The 15772-nt window shown below is 56.1% G+C and carries 17 protein-coding genes; all 17 read right to left on the reverse strand.

Annotation, left to right across the window (positions count from 1 at the left end; all coding sequences use genetic code 11):
- A partial coding sequence (locus tag Q0526_RS14040; protein ID WP_298734812.1) for a type IV secretory system conjugative DNA transfer family protein occupies nucleotides 1-576 on the reverse strand: 576 nt, incomplete at its 3' end.
- Between the two features lie 58 nt (nucleotides 577-634).
- Nucleotides 635-943, reverse strand: a complete 309-nt coding sequence (locus tag Q0526_RS14045; RefSeq protein WP_298734815.1) for a hypothetical protein — start codon at nucleotides 941-943, stop codon at nucleotides 635-637.
- A complete protein-coding gene (locus Q0526_RS14050) occupies nucleotides 940-1761 on the reverse strand; it encodes a DUF4240 domain-containing protein (RefSeq protein WP_298734818.1) in 822 nt (273 codons plus the stop codon). Before Q0526_RS14050 ends, Q0526_RS14045 begins: the two co-directional genes overlap by 4 nt.
- Nucleotides 1762-1827: 66 nt before the next feature.
- Nucleotides 1828-2142 carry a hypothetical protein gene (locus Q0526_RS14055; protein ID WP_298734821.1) on the reverse strand — a complete coding sequence of 105 codons (315 nt, stop codon included), beginning with the start codon at nucleotides 2140-2142 and terminating at the stop codon, nucleotides 1828-1830.
- A 90-nt stretch (nucleotides 2143-2232) separates the two neighbouring features.
- Nucleotides 2233-2964 (reverse strand): PcfB family protein, encoded by a 732-nt coding sequence (locus Q0526_RS14060; RefSeq protein ID WP_298734824.1) that lies wholly within the window; start codon nucleotides 2962-2964, stop codon nucleotides 2233-2235.
- On the reverse strand, nucleotides 2961-3233 hold the full coding sequence (locus Q0526_RS14065; RefSeq protein ID WP_298734827.1) for a DUF4314 domain-containing protein: 273 nt from the start codon (nucleotides 3231-3233) through the stop codon (nucleotides 2961-2963). Before Q0526_RS14065 ends, Q0526_RS14060 begins: the two co-directional genes overlap by 4 nt.
- Complete coding sequence (locus Q0526_RS14070) at nucleotides 3190-4506, reverse strand: relaxase/mobilization nuclease domain-containing protein (protein WP_298734830.1); 1317 nt, start codon at nucleotides 4504-4506, stop codon at nucleotides 3190-3192. The genes Q0526_RS14065 and Q0526_RS14070 overlap by 44 nt, the downstream gene beginning before the upstream one ends.
- Before the next feature lie 3 nt (nucleotides 4507-4509).
- On the reverse strand, nucleotides 4510-5271 hold the full coding sequence (locus Q0526_RS14075) for a hypothetical protein (protein ID WP_298734831.1): 762 nt from the start codon (nucleotides 5269-5271) through the stop codon (nucleotides 4510-4512).
- Nucleotides 5265-5573 carry a plasmid mobilization relaxosome protein MobC gene (gene mobC / locus Q0526_RS14080; protein WP_298734833.1) on the reverse strand — a complete coding sequence of 103 codons (309 nt, stop codon included), beginning with the start codon at nucleotides 5571-5573 and terminating at the stop codon, nucleotides 5265-5267. Before mobC ends, Q0526_RS14075 begins: the two co-directional genes overlap by 7 nt.
- Nucleotides 5574-5575: 2 nt before the next feature.
- Nucleotides 5576-5989, reverse strand: coding sequence for a hypothetical protein (locus tag Q0526_RS14085; RefSeq protein ID WP_298734835.1), 414 nt, complete (start codon nucleotides 5987-5989; stop codon nucleotides 5576-5578).
- A gap of 152 nt (nucleotides 5990-6141) precedes the next feature.
- On the reverse strand, nucleotides 6142-6480 hold the full coding sequence (locus Q0526_RS14090) for a hypothetical protein (protein ID WP_298734839.1): 339 nt from the start codon (nucleotides 6478-6480) through the stop codon (nucleotides 6142-6144).
- Nucleotides 6481-6579: 99 nt separating this feature from the next.
- Nucleotides 6580-7320, reverse strand: a complete 741-nt coding sequence (locus Q0526_RS14095) for a site-specific DNA-methyltransferase (protein WP_298734853.1) — start codon at nucleotides 7318-7320, stop codon at nucleotides 6580-6582.
- 72 nt (nucleotides 7321-7392) lie between these two features.
- Nucleotides 7393-8424, reverse strand: a complete 1032-nt coding sequence (locus tag Q0526_RS14100) for a hypothetical protein (protein WP_298734841.1) — start codon at nucleotides 8422-8424, stop codon at nucleotides 7393-7395.
- A gap of 20 nt (nucleotides 8425-8444) precedes the next feature.
- Nucleotides 8445-9416 (reverse strand): DUF3991 and TOPRIM domain-containing protein, encoded by a 972-nt coding sequence (locus Q0526_RS14105; protein WP_298734843.1) that lies wholly within the window; start codon nucleotides 9414-9416, stop codon nucleotides 8445-8447.
- Nucleotides 9416-10558 (reverse strand): methionine adenosyltransferase, encoded by a 1143-nt coding sequence (metK, locus tag Q0526_RS14110; protein ID WP_298734845.1) that lies wholly within the window; start codon nucleotides 10556-10558, stop codon nucleotides 9416-9418. The genes Q0526_RS14105 and metK overlap by 1 nt, the downstream gene beginning before the upstream one ends.
- A 95-nt stretch (nucleotides 10559-10653) precedes the next feature.
- Nucleotides 10654-11085, reverse strand: coding sequence for a DUF3846 domain-containing protein (locus Q0526_RS14115; protein ID WP_298734848.1), 432 nt, complete (start codon nucleotides 11083-11085; stop codon nucleotides 10654-10656).
- The coding region (locus tag Q0526_RS14120; RefSeq protein ID WP_298734851.1) for a SpaA isopeptide-forming pilin-related protein at nucleotides 11082-15772 on the reverse strand (4691 nt) is incomplete at its 5' end. The genes Q0526_RS14120 and Q0526_RS14115, both read right to left, overlap by 4 nt.

Below are 15772 nucleotides of genomic sequence, written 5' to 3' on the forward strand. Positions count from 1 at the left end.
ATCCGGGTTGAGCAGATCGAACACCCGCACCTCATATCCCGCTCCTTTGAGATAACCACCACTCTTGCGCAGGATCTCGCCTTTGGGATCTGTGATGACCATGGAGCAGCCAGCTTCCAGCACATTGGGAACAGCATATGTCCGGGTCTTGCCCGCGCCGGAGCCGCCCACGACAAGTACGTTGGTATTGTGCTTGTGTTTATAGCCATCCACACCGATGCGGAAGTTGCGCGTCATCAGCAGGTTGGGGCCTTGGGTATCGCGGTAACGGCGGTTGAGTTCTTTGGCGTTCCCCCAGCGGGCAGAGCCGTGTTCCTCTCCCGGGCGAGTGTTATGGTGTTCGCTGGACGCGACCAAGGCAATCACAGCATACAGGCCGGTGAAGATCAGCAGGAAGCGCGGGGTCTGGCTGCTCCATGCAAGGGGAAGCGGCTGCGCCAACATCTCATTGCAGGCGTTCAGCAACCCGGACAGATTCATGTCGGGCTGCCAGCGCATGGCCAGGGCAGCTGCGGCCCACCAGATCAGCGGAAGAGGCAGCAGCCAGATCCACCAAGGGGTCGGTGTTTTCTGCAATCAGCACCCCTTCGCCATCAACGGAGCGATAGGATTTACACTCTGATTTTTGATTCCATCATCCACGTTCCATATTTCCTCTTGAACGCTTTGGCGAAGCACTTTGCTGCCTTGTTGGCGGAGCCACTTCGCAAATGCTTTCCAACACTTCTTCCAGCAGTTTCTTTTTGAATGGATTCTTGAAATCACTTGAACTGCAATATACAGCACCGTTTTCACCAATGGTACATAACAGTTTCAAATTTCCGGGCACCTTGTCATGACGAACTGCCAGTTCTCCTTCCTCTGTGATGTGTGTGGAAAAACCACGTTTCTTTAAGGCTTCTGATACCGCCTCATAAAATTGCTGCAAATCTTTGTCCTTCATCGCACATCTCTCCTCCTTTCGCGAACCATCGTTTTGGCGCTTTCTGCACCGCCTGAACGCTGCCTCTTGCCGGCTTCCCAGTCTGTCCGCTTTTTCCACAGAGCAGGAAGGGCGTGCGGCAAAGCCGGGGCCACTTCTGCGGTGTCGATGGTGAGCGTCTTGGCCAGTTCTTCGGCCAGATCATCTTTGGGTTCGTCTTTGTGCTGGGCCGAGAAGAACTCCCTGGGGATATTGCTGCGCTGCAGACGGTACTCGATCTCGGTCTGCAGCATCTGGTGTTCCAGATCCTGGTCAAACCCACCCACATCGTATCTTCGGATCAGCGCACGGTTCATGCAGATTCGCTCCACCTGCTGAGGCAGATCCTTGCAATCAGGGTAACGGCGGCGCAGTGCCTGGCCGTCAGGGGCATCGGGTCGAAACAACGCAAGATACTTTCTGCCGGTATAGGCATACATAGCGATATACCCGCAGAGCTCCCACTCAGCTTCTCCGAAGGGCACCCGCATCCTGGCCAGACGTTCAGGATCGGCCACGGCAGACAAATACACGGCCCGCCCCTGCATGACCAGCCAAGCGCGAAAATCCATAAAGCGGTCATCTGAAGTTCCATAGTTGATAATAGAGGCTGCCGTGCACAATTTGGGGGTATTGGCCAGCTGCATAAAGGCTTGCTGCAGACGATACCATGCAAAGAAGTCTCGGTCAGGCAGTCGGGTCAGCTCCCAAAACAGTGCCTCCATCATGGAGGCTTCATTCTGCGGATTGGCCACCTGTTGTGCCCGTTCGATCAGGCTCCAGAAATCTTCGGTATTCAAGAACATCCCTCCTCATCAAATAGAAAATGCCAGGGAAAATTTCCCTGGCAGGATACAGATAGTACTTCAGCGTGTATGCCCGAAGAGTCGAAACGGCACTTTGGCGCGCAGCAGATTGGCAAGAGCCGCATCGGCGGCATCGGTATAACCGCCACTGGCAATGCGCTGGTTGCGCAGGTCATTGAGGGCATTCCTTGCCAGCAAGTATTCGGCATCCCCCAGGCGCAGATGTCCGGGTGCCGTGGCATCGATGCGCAGAATCAGCCGGCCGATTTCGGTATAGGATTTGCCCTTGTACTTTCTCTCGCGGTACTGCGCATGGAGTGCGCGGATGAGGATGCTTTTGTCGTTCCGGTCCATCTTCATAACTCGTTCGCTCATTGGGGTTCCTCCTTATGGTTCGTTTTACCGAAACAGTATCACACACGGGTGCAAATAGCCATCCCCCAAATGAAAACAAACGGAAAACTTTTACCCGCGTACCGGACCGTCGCGGCGGATTCGAATGGGCGATCTGGGCATAGGCGAATGTTCCTTGCGGGCGGCCAGAATGGCGCGGATTTCTCCCAATTCCAGTCGGACGCTGGGGCGTCTACCCTGGGCCCGTACCTGGTCGGCGCGGAATCCGGGCCACATAGGCGGCGATTTCTCGCTGCTGTTCGAGGAATGCATGGACGGAGGGACGGGTTCCGGCTCCGTCTGGCGACGGGCCGGGAAAGGAAAAAACGGTGCTTCCTCCTTCTGAGGCTCTTTCTGCGGCGTGTCCGGTGCTTCAGTGGGCACAGCCTCCATGTCCTGCGCCACCTCGTCCACCGCTTCTGCCATGCCGGTGTCCACCACATCCAGCTGCAGGCGGTCAAAGATCCGATTCACCTTGGAGGCATCGTCGGCCAGGATCGCGATCTCGATATGGTCGGGATCAGTCTTGTCCCGCATGGGGACAAACAGTAGGCCGTGCATCTTCGCTTCGTGGGCGAACTCCCGCATCCGCTCTTTCTCCACCGAGAAGAACTTCAGCGGCTTGCCTTCCCGCAGCAGGCGGACCAGCCTGGTTTTGCCGTGGGTCTTTTTCTGGTCCTGAAGCACCGAGGCCACAAACTTGGCAAAGGTGACCGCTGCCGATCCCGAGAGCCGCAGGGCAACCTCGGTGCCCTCCAGCGAGTAGCGGACAACCTGATCTGCCGGTTCTGCGCCGTAGTTCATCTGGCTTCTCCTTTGCGTTGATGAGTTTGTTTGGCCTTCGGACGACTAATCACCTCAAAGGAATCCGTTCCGGGCAGAAGGCTCAGTGACCGGCCGTTGTCCCACTTCATAAGCAGCTGCCCCACATCATCCACGCCCATCACCGTGCCTGTCGTACCGGGCGGGATAGGCTGGGGATCGTCGGGCATAGCCAGCAACCGAACGCGGGTGCCGGGCGGACAGTGGTCACGGGCGTATTGGAGCCGATGTTTCCATTGTGTTTCGTTCATAGGCGTTTCTCCTTTCCTGTTCGGCACGGCGCTTCTGTTCTTTTTCCTGACGCTGTGCCATTTCCAGTGAATGTTCTTCGATTCGTTTGCACAGTTTGATGATCTTGCGCAGTTCCTGCAAATGTTGGGTGAGCAGCGGGATTTGCCCACTCTCCGGATCCGTCTTGTACAAACGATTGCGCTCTGCGTTCAGCTGTCGCACTTCCGCTTCCGTTTTTGCCCGGAGTTCTTGCAGCTGCGGCAGGGTACGGATATCCCGACGTATCAGGAATTCCATCTGCTCGATCCGTTTGTCGAGCTGGCGGATTTCCTCCCTCATGGCCGGAGATGGATGCCATGGCTTGCGGCGGAAAACACCCAGCATATACAGTTCCCGATAATAGAAAACGCGCAAGCCTTTGAGCTTGCGCGCTTTCTGGTAGGTCCCGTGCAGCCGGACATGACGGACGTTTGGTTGGCTTGGGTAGGTTTTCTGCGAATAGAGGATACGCTGTTTGATGGCCTCCGGGGTATACTGCTTTCCCAGGGTTTTGAAACGCACAAAGCGTTCTTTGCTCGGTGGACGCAAGGTGGGATACTTTCTTCCCATGCGTATCTCATACCCTTTGCGTTCCAGCGCCCTGACAAACTGGGGCCAGGTCACACATTGGCTGACGGCCTCCTCGATATCCTGCCGGATCAGGGTCCGCCAGGTCGGCTTGCCGGTTTCTTCTGCCTGCCACTTGGCATACTGCTTTTTCCCTCTCTCCCCTTGCGGATCTTCAATCACTGAAAGACCGTATCTTCTGCAGAGCGCATCGGAACGGGCCCTTACTTCGGTATAGTAGGACTTGGCATTGCTGTGGTATTTCCGACCATTGTCCATCGCCACCGAACACCACACAATGTGATTGTGATAGTGTTTGGTGTTGAGGTGGGTGGTAACCACCGCTTGAAAACGGCCTTGCAGCAGTTGCTCGGCCAGCTCCACCCCAATCTGGTGAGCCAGTTCCGGAGTCACTTCTCCTTCGGCAAAACTCTGGACGAGGTGGTATCCCTGCACACCATCTGTTTGCTGCCAGCGCTGTACTGTATCCCGCATATCCTCGAAGGCGGTTTCGCACACACAGCTGAGTCCCGTTTCAAAACAATCCGACTCCGTTTTTTCGCGGTTGAGGGCATAGTCCACTGCGTCCTGCAAAGACTTGGGATTGCGTATCGTCTTAGTTTTATCCCGCACATAGTCCACTGCTCGGTCCAGGCGGCGGACGGGGATAATAGATGTATAGGCCATGGCTCATCTTCCTTCCTCCCTGGCTTTCCTGGGAGTTTTCTGCTTGGGTTGAGGCGATTCTTCCGGCAGGCATGTATGGCTGATGTTGCGGTAGTCCATGTCGAAGAAGATTTCTCTCAGTTTTCCGACAAAATGGTTTTCTTCGGCGATTTTTTCGGGTGTCCCGCGGCTCTCGATATAATCTTCGGGATCACCATACAGGCGGGTCACCATCTCGTCCTTTTGGGGATCATAGGATATAAAGCGCAGCGCAAAGCACAGTGACGACATTTCCATGCCCACAAAGGATGCAAAGTGCTGCTGACGGTTTTCCAGTTCTGTTTTCGGTGGATTGATTTCCGCCGTCGGCTGCAGTTGCAGATTGGTTGTACAGACATTGGTCCAGAACTCTATCGGCAAATCGGACGGCAGATGCAGCTTGCCATGTTCCGGAATATGGGCCATGTAATATCTCTCAGCATTCGGTTCTTTGCTGACCAGAATACCGTCTTTCCCAGTTTCGCTCACCACAAGCACACAGTTCCATGCCTGATTTTCCATGTCGAATCCCATACATTGGCGCAAGGCCTTGAGCGCATACGGAGGATTGCGAAAATCATCATGCACAAAGAAATGGTAATCCGTTTCGCTGAGTACGAGTGCTCTCTTCACAAAGAACTTCTGCGGAGGAAAACATGGCAGCTGTGATGCCGCCATCCTTTTAAGCTCATCACCATTATGCGCGCCATACATAAAATTAGCGGTTTCCTGGTATTCCTTCACCATTGGCTCTTCACCTCCTTCCATATTTCCTGTGACAGCTGAATCATTTTGTCAACACTCTCCTGTCCGGCCACCCCTGTACTGTTCGCTCGGTGGGCCAACTGATTGGCATTGTTGCAGAGTCCGGACACTTTTCGCAGCAGGTCAGCATGATGGGTACAGGGGCGCGGGCGAATGGTCTTGCCCATAACCAACGCTCGCAGAAACTTTTCACGGGACATCCCGCTTTGTTCTGCCTGCCGATTCAAATGCTGCAGTTCCTTTTCAGTCAGCCGGAGGGGAATGACATGGCGGCGCTTTCGCATGATCAGCGAACAGCTGCTAACCGCTCGCCTTTGCCCGCCGAACACATACAGGGTTCCAATGTCACCTGCCTTTTCGGTACATCCGTAAGTTCCAGAAGTGCCTTGTCCGGCAGATAGGCCCCGAACATCTGCCCAGCCACCCTGGTCAGGAGAATTGCTTCTTTTTCGGGGGCGGTTGTAACCAGAGAACAATGGAAAGCCCCATACGCCATATCGTACCCCTCCTTGGGAATTTTGACTTCAAAGGCGTACCGCTGTCCCAGGGCACTGCAGAACTGCCGGTAGTCTTTTGGCGAGAGCTCCAGCACCTCTTCCGTAATGAAGGGGTACGGTACGCCCGCCGCCGCTTCTTCTTTCAGCCGTTCCAAGTCGGTGACCAGCGGGTAAAATTGTGCCCGCATCTCAAATCCACTCATGGTTTTCACCTTTTCCTTTCCAAATGTAACGCGGCACTGCGTTCGCAGGCTGTCGGGGGTTTGGGGCACACCCCAAGGATCTGCGTTTGGATATCCAAACGCTATGCTAGCAAAACCGTCTGCCAGCAGGTGAGAGGCGGTCCCCTCCCCTATCAGCCAGTGAGGACTTCCCCCTTCTCGGCAGCTTGCAAAACGCCATCCAGTGTGGTAAGGACCTTGCTGTATTTCTTGGCAAGGCCCACTTCCGCATTGGTAGTCGCATCCGAATGCTTGCTGCAAACCACCAGAACCGTGCAGCGGAGCAGCTTGTCCCGCACAATTTCGTTAAAAGCATGGCGTTCATCGGGGTTTTCCAGCACAATGAACTGCCCATCCTGCAGACGAGGGCAGACGGGCACATAACCGCACTGGAAAACAGTGCGGCAATAGCCACGCAATGCCTTGGAGGAAGTGCCTTCCGTAGCACAAACATAAGCCCAGGGTCGTTTCATCTCGAGTCTCCTTTCAAAAATGAGGCGGAGTGAATCATGCTATGATTCACTCCGCTGTTGGTTTATGTAGCTTTCAGAAAAAGTGAATCATAGCATGATTCACTTTTGGGTTTCGAGTGCCTGTTCCACACGCTGAGTACCCAGCTGGAAGTAGGCATCAGTGAGTTCGATGCCCACCGCTTCGTAGCCTTCCTGCACCGCAGCCAGCACCGTGGTGCCGGAACCCGCGAACGGGTCGAGGATTCGGCCACCGGGCGTGCAGATCTGCACCACATCCCGCATGAGCTGCAGAGGCTTTTCGGTCACATGGATGCGGTTGGCAGGGTTTGCCTGACGAAACACCCCCGGCAAACAGCCCACATTGCGCTCCAGCGGCATCTTGCCGTTGGAACCCCAAACGATAAACTCCGCCTGCTGGCGGAACCGCCCCCGCTGCGGTCGGCCGGACGGCTTATCCCATACCGCGATACCACGCCAGGTCCACCCGGCCCACTGCAGAGCATCGGTCATGGAGGGCAACTGCCGCCAGTCGATGAACAGACAGATGGGCGCACCGGGCTTGCAGGCGGCACGCACCACCTGGAGCCATTCACACATCCACCGGGTCCAGCTGCGCTGGTCCATCTGATCGCTATCGAAATCCGGCAGCGCCTTGTCGCCGCGCAGGCTGCTGTACTTCTCAGTGGTGGAACGGTTCTTGGCCGTCTGGCTGGCACCGCCGCTGGCATAGGGCGGGTCGGTGATAACGGCATCGAAGGCGTTTTTCTCAAACTGCGGAACGATCCGCATAGCATCGCCGTGCAGGATCGTCCAGTGATCCCCGCCCCGATGTTCCGGCATGGCAAAATCGTTGGAGGTAAACAACGTGGTCTGATGAAGGGTATTCGTCAAAAGCATCATCCTTTCTATTGTTCAGCGTTCAGGCGCTTTCGGCGGCTTGACCTGCTCAATGCTGTACAGCCGCACATGCGTCCCGTTGATGGCCAGGACACTGTTGGTAGGGTTATCCACCGTGTTTCCCGGCAGGATAAAGGCATCCGCACCCAGATAAACAGCACCGGCTACAACGCCCATCACGGTGGCATGGCCTTCCACGAGGGGTACTGCTCCGGTGATCTGGTTTTTCCGAATAACGGCATCGCCGCAGACGACGGCACCTTCCTGCACCGTTCCGCCGGACACCACCGCGCGGTCACGGACACGGGCCTGGCCGCCGATTTCAGCTTCATTGGAAATGAGAGCCGAACCGCTTACCCGGGCCTGTCCGGTCAGGAATGCTCCGGTCGTCACGATGGCGCTTTCACAGCATATGGCCTCTCCATAGATCCAGGCACCATCGTTTTCCTGAGACAGATTTTCCTCGCTCTGGACATAGCCGCCCAGGGTACCGGGGCCAACGGTTTCGCTTACCCGCTGCAAAGCCCGGATGCGGTGCAGGCTGGGATCTTTGGGATGCGCGATGTCGGTAATCTCATACTTCTTCGAAGGCGTGACTTCTTCCACCGTGAAGTCAAAGTCGTGGTCCTGCCAGAAATGCACATACAGCAGGCCATCTTCGGTTTCGATTTCCCGCTGCTCGAAGCCCTCGCCCCAGCCATCCGAATACTGGCCGCTCAGGTAGTCCATGAGCTTGTCCCAGCCGGGTTCCGAAAGATCTTCGTCCGCCCGTACCGTAGTGCAGCCACAAAGTCGCCCGTTCCAGACCTCCACCGAGGGTACCAGACTCCGAACGTGCTGCTTGATAAAGTCACTGCCATCAAAGTATTTCATGAGATTTTCGGCGCCGTTCTCGGTGTAGGTCTTGACAGCTTTTTCAATTTCCTCCGCATAGAGCAGCAGTTCTTCGCCGTTGTATTCGTCGGCGGAATCCTCATATTCATACTCTCCGGCCTGGTACAGTTCACCAGTCAGCGGAGAGTACATTTTGAAAATGCGTTCACTCAATCGCATCACCTCCGTTGTAATCATCGCGCCAATTCGGTGCGATGTCTGGTGCAGGCTCGCCTTGCCTGCTTGATTTGTTTGGCAAGATCGGCATAGTCCCCGCCCTCGATCTGCGGCAGGCACAGGGATACTTTGTACTTGCCGCCGAGATTCCGGGCAATGGCCAGCGCGGCGTTGCGGCCAGGTTCATCGTTGTCCATACACAGCTGGATGGTATCCACATCCGGGTGCTGGCGCAGGAATTCCACCAACGCCACCGGCGTCTTGATCTCCACGTTTTCCTGCTCCGGGGCATAGATGCCGCCCAGGGAGAGGCGGTATTTGTCTGCAGTATTATCCGAGAGAGTCATCTCAGCCATAGCATCTATGGCTGCTTCAAACACAGCCACCGTGGTGGACGGATGCAGCGGCGGGATGCAGAAGCCGTACCGTTTGTCGCTGCCCGGCGTTTCCGCCTTGAACGGGCGACCGTAGGAGTAAGTACCACGCAAGGCTGCATACCGGGCCGTGCCGGTTTCATCCTTGCCAACAAACACACAGTTGTGGTACGGAAGGCTTTCATATACGAGGCCACGGTCCACACAGTAGCTGAGTACCACCGGGGAGATACCTCGCCCGCAAAGGTACGCAACCACCCTGGCATTGTTGGGGGCCGTAGGTGGCAACGTGAATGCAGGACGCTTCTGCTCCACCGCTTCATGGGGGACCGGGATATATCCGGGCACCTCATCACACAGCATCCGCACGGCTTCCACAAATCCGCACTGCTCCACGTGGACAAGATAATCAAGAGCAGATTTGCCACCAATGCCCCGGCTTTTCCAGTGCCAGATGCTGGACTCCCCATTGATCTTGAAGCTGTCGTGGCTGCGCAGTTCAAACTCGCCGCGGGCGCTGCTCTTGACCAGATCTGTGGAACGATACCGCCGCAAGAATTCAATGGCCGTCATCTTTTTGGCGGCGGCGATCTGTTCCTTACTGACGCCGGGCATCAGTCGATGGTGGCCAGCAGCAGACCGATTTTATCCACCCGTTCCCAGGGGAAGTCCTCACGTCCGAAATGTCCGCCGACGGCAGTGCGGGCATACATCGGCTGCTGCAGCTGGAGGGTTTCGATCATGCCCGCCGGGGTCAGGTCAAACACATGGCGAACCGCCGCGGCCAGGCAATCGTCCTCGCAGTAGGTTCCGGTACCGAAGGTGTCCACCGTGACCGCCATGGGCTTGGCCATGCCGATCGCATAGGTCAGGGCCACCCGGCACCGCTCCGCAATGCCGGCTGCCACAAGGTTCTTGGCAATGTACCGGGCCATATACGCAGCAGTCCGGTCGATCTTGGTGGGGTCCTTGCCGGACAGCGCCCCGCCGCCCTGGCTCACAAACGGGCCGTAGGTATCCACCATGAGTTTGCGGCCGGTCAGACCGGTGTCGGCTTCCGGGCCGCCCACCACGAAGCTGCCGCTGGGATTGAGGATGACTTCCATCTGATCATCGGCAGGCATCCCTTTGAGGGCCGGCAGAATGATCTGGGCAAAGATATCTGCCTGAATCTCCTCGATGTGTACCCCTGCCTCGTGCTGGAGCGACAGCAGGATCTGAGCCACCCGCACCGGTTTGTCATCCTCATACTCCACGACCACCATGGCCTTGCCATCGGGGCCAATCCCGTGAACCGCATCGGTCATTCTGGCCAAGGTCAGCAGGCTGGTAAGGCGATGGGCGATCACCACGGGCATGGGCATCAGTTCGGGCGTTTCGTTGCAGGCGTAGCCGATCACGATGCCCTGGTCACCGGCACCGATGGCCTCATCATCTTCGGGGCTGTCCGCAGGCACTTCCACGGCCCCGGCAATGTCCGGGCTCTGGGGATGCAGATAACAGTCGATCTGGAAGCCCTTGGGGTCATACCCCACGCTGTTCAGAACGTCCCGGGCAATGTTGAACACGTCGGGATTCGCTTCGGTGGTGATCTCTCCGGCCACAATGATATGACCGCGGGTGGCCATGACCTCACAGGCGACGCGGCTGGCGGGGTCGCCGGCCAGACACGCGTCCAGGACGTTGTCTGCGATGAGATCGCAGAGTTTGTCGGGGTGGCCTTCGGTGACAGATTCGGCAGAATAAAAAGTTCGCATAGCTTTCTCCTTTATTTGTTGATGTGAGTGGTAAAACAAAAAGGCGCGCAGCCGGGAGGGCTGCGCGCCTGATACACTATGTATTTTCTCATGGGTTATCGTTCAGGGGTTGACGTTTGTTTGGGTGGAGGCGTTTTCTCGCGATGCTCTTCGGGGTTCATGCCCTGCCGATAGCGTTCCGGCGAACAGTTTTCCACAAAGATCGAGTCTCCCAGTGGATAAAACAGTTGCGGGTCATGGTACAGTGCTTCATACCGTTTGACTTGTTCGGGAGTCAGGCTGCAGAAGTTATCCTGCGTGAGACCGACCACAAAGAAGGTTCCGGCAATCACATCATAGTCCCCCAGTGTTCGGTTGAAGGGAAGATTTTGCAGCTTGCCTTCATCATTGCAGACGATGCAAGCGTTATCCTGCCAGGGATACACACATTCGATGAGACCCCCGACCACAGCCTGTTCTGCTTTCAGGCTCTTTTCGATTTCTGCTTCTCTGGGATATTGTCCCGGCTCAACGATCAGTATTTTCATGTTCTATCCTCATATTGGGGGTCATCCTCCGGAGAAGGCTCCTCGGTATGACGGCGTTTGTAAAGCAGGATGCCAAAAGCAATGCCGGCAGCACCAGCCAAGGCGACCAACAGCCCCAGCGGCGTGTTATCTCCTGTCTGGGGCAGACTTGCAACCGGTTTGGGCGTAGGTACCGGTGTGCTGACCGGCTGCTCCGGTGTCGGTGTAGGTGTCGGGGACGGATTTTCCGGGGTATCGGGGCTGGGTGCATCCCGCATAACCACCATGCCATCCTTCAACAGCGTCCAGTGGTCGAAAATCAGCCAGTCTTTACCGGTGCAAACATACACATCCGCCTCATTGAGAAGATTGCCGTTTTCATCCTTGCGCTGTACCAGCTTGAACCGGATGCTTTCTGCCACTTCATACCCGTTGGGTGCAGCCGTTTCTACCAGTGTGTAGATTTTGTCAAACTGCAATCCACGAATCTCCGTGGGCGTGTTTCCGCTAACCCACTGACGAACCACATTGCCGTCCTTGTCCTGAATGGTGAGGGTTGCACCCGGCAACTCCTCATCACCGGTCAGCTTCCGTTTACTGACGAAGAAGGAAGTGGCATCATTCTCAAAGGTGTTCTCCATCTCAATCACGGATGTTTCTGCCCCCTGATAGACGAACTCGAACTCCTGGTCAGGTGCATCCAGGTAGTATCCCTGGGGCGGGCGCAGCTCCACGATACGGTATTTGCCGCTGTTGGCGGTGGTATTTTCGGGGATACGAACACCTTCCATGCCATAGAATTCGCCACGCATGGGGAAATCGATGGTGAAAGTGGTATGGCCGTTTTCATCCGTGGGGACCGAAGTAGCGATGAGATCACCGGCCCGGAACAAGAGGTCACCGGTTGCGCTATAGATGTCATCCACCGTAATGAGGTTGTAGACGGCACCGGCAACCAGCGCGCCCGTTTTGATGTCCCGCTTATAAATATCCAGCTGGGGCTTCACACGTTCATTGTGGAACTTCAGGACCTGGGCTTCGATCTGCGCATCGCTCGCACCCTTCACGTTCACGATTTCATAGTTCTCAGTTTCCGATGCGGAACCATCGCCGGGATTACTGGTGACGGTCTTTGCCAGAACCACATCATTGGTCTGCTTATCCCAGACAAAGGTCACATCGTAACTCTGCTTGGTGCCGACAAATCCGTAAGGAGCACCGGTTTCTTCGATATGGTAACTGCCAAGCGGCAAAGTCACCGTGACTTCACCTACGGTTCCATCGTGGATGACCGAGAGGAAATCATAGGTGGAATTGGTGCGCCCCGGGGCAAAGGCAGCAATATCGCTGGTGCGGTCGCCGGGGCGGACAACTGCTACCACATCGCCTTTGGCATACCAGAGAGTTCTGTTCTCGTTGGCATCTGTCTGGCGGTCCTGGGTGTAGATGTTTTCCGCTGCGGTAATGGTGTACTCGGCATAAGGGATAGGCCGATCTTCATACACAAAGTGGCCGGGCCGGGCTTCACCGAAGAATTCCGGGTCAAAGGTGCCACCCTCGTCCTCCTGCCAGCCGGTAAGAACTTCGCCGGTCTTGCGGATTTTCAGAACACCCAGCGTTTCGTTATTCTGGTAGTCCTCGTCGATTACCAGAATGTCCTGGCTGTCCTCGCTGTCATCTCCGGTGGCTTTGTACACGCGGTCGGTGGTGACAGAGAAGTCCACATAGAAACTGCCATCCGCAAAATTGCCGGTATCGTCGATCTGCAGGTGGCCGTCCTCATACACTGCCGAGGCTGCCCACTCATTGTAGAACCCATTGGGGCCGTTGACTTCCACCAGCCGATAGTGGCCCAGCGGCAGCTTTTCGGGCAGAACCAGCATACCGGTGTCATCGGTATAGAAGGTGTCTACATCCTTGGGCAGCAGCGGGTTGGTGGTATCGGTCATGGTGACCAGCTTGGCATTACCGTTCTCATCGTAGATGTGGTTGCCCTGCTCATCCATCCAATAAATCTGGAACGCGGTATCCTTGAGCAGAACTGCCTTGCCGGTCTCCTCGTCGATCTTGGTCACCCGCAGATACACTTCGATTTCCTCATCCAGCACCGTAAACTTCTGGTAGCTGCCGGACGGGGTCTGCACAGCATCCTTGGGATTGGCCATGGCCGACTGGGGATTGGATTCGTCCGTGGGATCAATGGTCACGATAAAGGGTTCTGCCTGGAACACATCCTTGGGCGTGGTAGTTTCTACAACGAGGTACTGCCCATAGGGCAGGCCCTGCACCCGGATGGTTCCGGTATCATTGGAGAAAATCTCCGCCAACTGATATTCGTTGGGGCGGCCCGTCGCAATCCAGCCGTCACCGCTGCCGTTCTTGAAGTCACCGGCGGCAGTAAGGGTGGCATTATACGCAGCAATCTGATCGGCATTGACCTCGTAGGTTTTGGCAATGGCCTGAGCCTCACCGCTGAAATCGTACTTGGGATGACTTTCATCATATTCCGGGTTGATATAGGCATCCAGGATGGATTTGATCAGGTATTTGCCGCTGCGGCTCTGGGCAAACTGGTCCTCCTTGGACAGGTCGGGAATCAAGTAGAAGGTAAAACCGGCCCCCTCCAGGTCGATACCATCCGAACCGCCGGTGCTGGAAACGTGCTTGGAAAGCTCCACGTTGCCTTTCATCACCTGATCCTGAGATTCTGCCAGCACATTATCCCGGTGCAGGTGGTAATTGGCGCTGTAGATCGTAGTGTCCAGTTGCTCCCCTTCGGCCTGACGGTTATCCTCAAAGGCTGTCTTTTCGATGTACCAGCCTTCGTCTGCATAGGCGGGGGTAATGTAATAGTTGTGCTCATCGCAAAGGTAGCCGATGGCATAGCTTTCGTAGTAGCCGTCGTAGGTCTTAGTACCGTCCAGTGCCTTGCTCTGCCCGATGTACGACCACTGATGCTTGTACACATAGTCGGTGTACTGACCCGCACTGTTGGTTGCCAGCTGGGAAGTAGTCCCTGTCGGCTCCTTGGTTTTGGAATCCACATCGGGGTAGGTACCAGACAGCTTGTATGCATCGTCCTCCACGGGGATAACCACACCGGTGCCGCGCTCTACAATGTAGTATTTGCCCAGATACAGGTTGCTGAAGGTCAGCCATCCGTCCTTGATAACCGCACTGGCTACCAGATGGTCTTTGGCCAGCACCGGCAGGTAGTCATCCACCCACTGGCCGGAGTTGTCCCGGATGGGGGTATGCCAAATAGGGGTGCCGTCTGCATAGGTGATCTTGCTGTAGTCCACTGTGCCAGTGACACCGTCCGGGTGCTGAATATCTTCTGCGGCATACAGGTCATACACTGCACCATCCAGTCGGGCATCGGCATGAGCCTGACCGCTGGCCATGGCATCGCCATCGGTATCACGGCCTCCGACATAGCGCACGGCATCCAGATCCACTTTACTGAGGGAGATTTCGCCCAGCGAACGGTCATTCTGCATGACACCGGTTACCGGAGTCATAGTGTAAGAATCTTCGTTGGCTGCGGTTCCAGAGTTATCGGTGTTGTAGGCACGACCTGCGTCCTGGTACTGAATCTCCGCTGCAGGTTCATCACTGGCCTTGTAGATGGTCACGGTGGTCTCCACACCGCCCGAAGTCAGCAGCTTGGTGCCTCCCGTATAACTGGTGGCGATGTCGGCACTGTAATGGGTATTGTCCAGCGTGATCACGCTGCCGTCGTTGGCTTTGGTGATTTCGATGTAATAACCCCGCTTGCCCAGGGGTGTACCTTCGGTTCCGGGATGCTCCACATCCGTCCAGTCGCCGTAATAGCCGGAGGGGGCGCGTGTTTCCACGATGATGAACTTTCCCTCGTTCCGCTGGGTATAATACATCTTCCGGCTGGTATCGTATTCGGTTCCATAGTCAGTACCGTTGGCCACCGAGTAGGTACCATCCTCATTGCGCACGACAGTGTATTGATTGTAGCCGCCGAACGGAATGTACTGCTGGGTGACGGTGTCCCACTCGTAGACCTCATACAGTGCGTCCCCGGCGATCTGCTCGCCGGTCTCGCTGTCCACCTTTTTCAGATTGACCTGTAGACTCCACTCGTCATTCTTCATGACGTAATCGTTGGAACTGTCGGCAGGCACGGTAATGGTCTGGTGGCTGCCAAGACTGCCATTGAATTCCTCGAAGCCATACGGAATCTCCACTTCATCGTAAGAGAAGCGGATGGTTGCCAGTTCAGCACGGGCGGCTGCAATGGCTGCATCCACCATTCCCTGAGCCTCGTTCTTCAGCTGGGAAATGGCGGCGTTTTTGGCTGCTTCTGCCGCCGCATCCGCTTCGGCCTGGCTGCTGTAGGGGCCTTCCTGGCCGCTAAGCGTGGTAGTGGAAGTCTTGGTGACCTCGTAATGCACCGACCAAGTTACTGTGCCATCGCCGCCATTGTTCTGGTATTTGTCATCGTTGGTATGGCCGGTGGTGGTAATGGTCTGCGCACCGGCAGGACTCATCTGCCAGCTGCCGCCGTCGATGCTGCCGCTGGTCTTGGAAGGCTTGACGGTGATTTTGGCACCATCCACCTTTTCGCCGGTCTCCAGCTGCTGTTTGTCTGCATTGACCGTGAAGGTCAGGTCAAAACTGCCGCTGGCGCTCTGAGCCGGGGCAGTCCAGTTGGCGGAATAGTATTCGCTGTCGG

The sequence above is a fragment of the uncultured Subdoligranulum sp. genome, from assembly GCF_937890665.1.

Bases quoted from the DNA above. Each gene is read 5' to 3' on its own strand.
- Q0526_RS14045 (WP_298734815.1), bottom strand. From the start codon at position 943: ATGAAGGACAAAGATTTGCAGCAATTTTATGAGGCGGTATCAGAAGCC.
- Q0526_RS14055 (WP_298734821.1), bottom strand. From the start codon at position 2,142: ATGAGCGAACGAGTTATGAAGATGGACCGGAACGACAAAAGCATCCTC.
- Q0526_RS14060 (WP_298734824.1), bottom strand. From the start codon at position 2,964: ATGAACTACGGCGCAGAACCGGCAGATCAGGTTGTCCGCTACTCGCTG.
- Q0526_RS14065 (WP_298734827.1), bottom strand. From the start codon at position 3,233: ATGAACGAAACACAATGGAAACATCGGCTCCAATACGCCCGTGACCAC.
- Q0526_RS14070 (WP_298734830.1), bottom strand. From the start codon at position 4,506: ATGGCCTATACATCTATTATCCCCGTCCGCCGCCTGGACCGAGCAGTG.
- Q0526_RS14075 (WP_298734831.1), bottom strand. From the start codon at position 5,271: ATGGTGAAGGAATACCAGGAAACCGCTAATTTTATGTATGGCGCGCAT.
- mobC (WP_298734833.1), bottom strand. From the start codon at position 5,573: ATGCGAAAGCGCCGCCATGTCATTCCCCTCCGGCTGACTGAAAAGGAA.
- Q0526_RS14085 (WP_298734835.1), bottom strand. From the start codon at position 5,989: ATGAGTGGATTTGAGATGCGGGCACAATTTTACCCGCTGGTCACCGAC.
- Q0526_RS14090 (WP_298734839.1), bottom strand. From the start codon at position 6,480: ATGAAACGACCCTGGGCTTATGTTTGTGCTACGGAAGGCACTTCCTCC.
- Q0526_RS14095 (WP_298734853.1), bottom strand. From the start codon at position 7,320: ATGCCGGAACATCGGGGCGGGGATCACTGGACGATCCTGCACGGCGAT.
- Q0526_RS14105 (WP_298734843.1), bottom strand. From the start codon at position 9,416: ATGCCCGGCGTCAGTAAGGAACAGATCGCCGCCGCCAAAAAGATGACG.
- metK (WP_298734845.1), bottom strand. From the start codon at position 10,558: ATGCGAACTTTTTATTCTGCCGAATCTGTCACCGAAGGCCACCCCGAC.
- Q0526_RS14115 (WP_298734848.1), bottom strand. From the start codon at position 11,085: ATGAAAATACTGATCGTTGAGCCGGGACAATATCCCAGAGAAGCAGAA.